General features: G+C 57.9%; 1 protein-coding gene. It reads right to left on the bottom strand.

The genetic code is table 11. From position 1 onward, the window contains the following. Nucleotides 1-210, bottom strand: a 210-nt coding sequence (locus tag AAEY68_RS21470; RefSeq protein ID WP_502935722.1) for an uS5 family small ribosomal subunit protein, incomplete at its 3' end; no start/stop codon positions are given. Between the last annotated feature and the right edge of the window lie 37 nt (nt 211-247).

The raw sequence follows: 247 nt of genomic DNA, 5'->3' as shown, positions 1-247 counted from the left end.
AGCTTGTTCCATTGCCTTCTGGACAGCGACCGGCACTTCCTTCGCCTTGCCCTTGCCCATACCGATGCGGCCATCACCGTCGCCAACCACGGTCAGTGCGGCGAAGCCGAGAATACGGCCACCCTTCACGACCTTGGTCACGCGGTTGACCGAAATCATCTTTTCGCGAAGGCCGTCGTCGCGCTCGTCAGCCTGAACTTTCGCTTGCATCTTTGCCATGACGAATTCCTTCCTTAGAACTTGAGCC

The organism is Pseudoalteromonas sp. RB2-MNA-CIBAN-0110 (assembly GCF_040309305.1).
Lineage (GTDB): Bacteria > Pseudomonadota > Gammaproteobacteria > Enterobacterales > Alteromonadaceae > Pseudoalteromonas > Pseudoalteromonas arctica.
The sequence above is the reverse complement of the archived record's forward strand: the minus strand, read 5'-3'. Positions and strand labels throughout refer to the sequence as shown.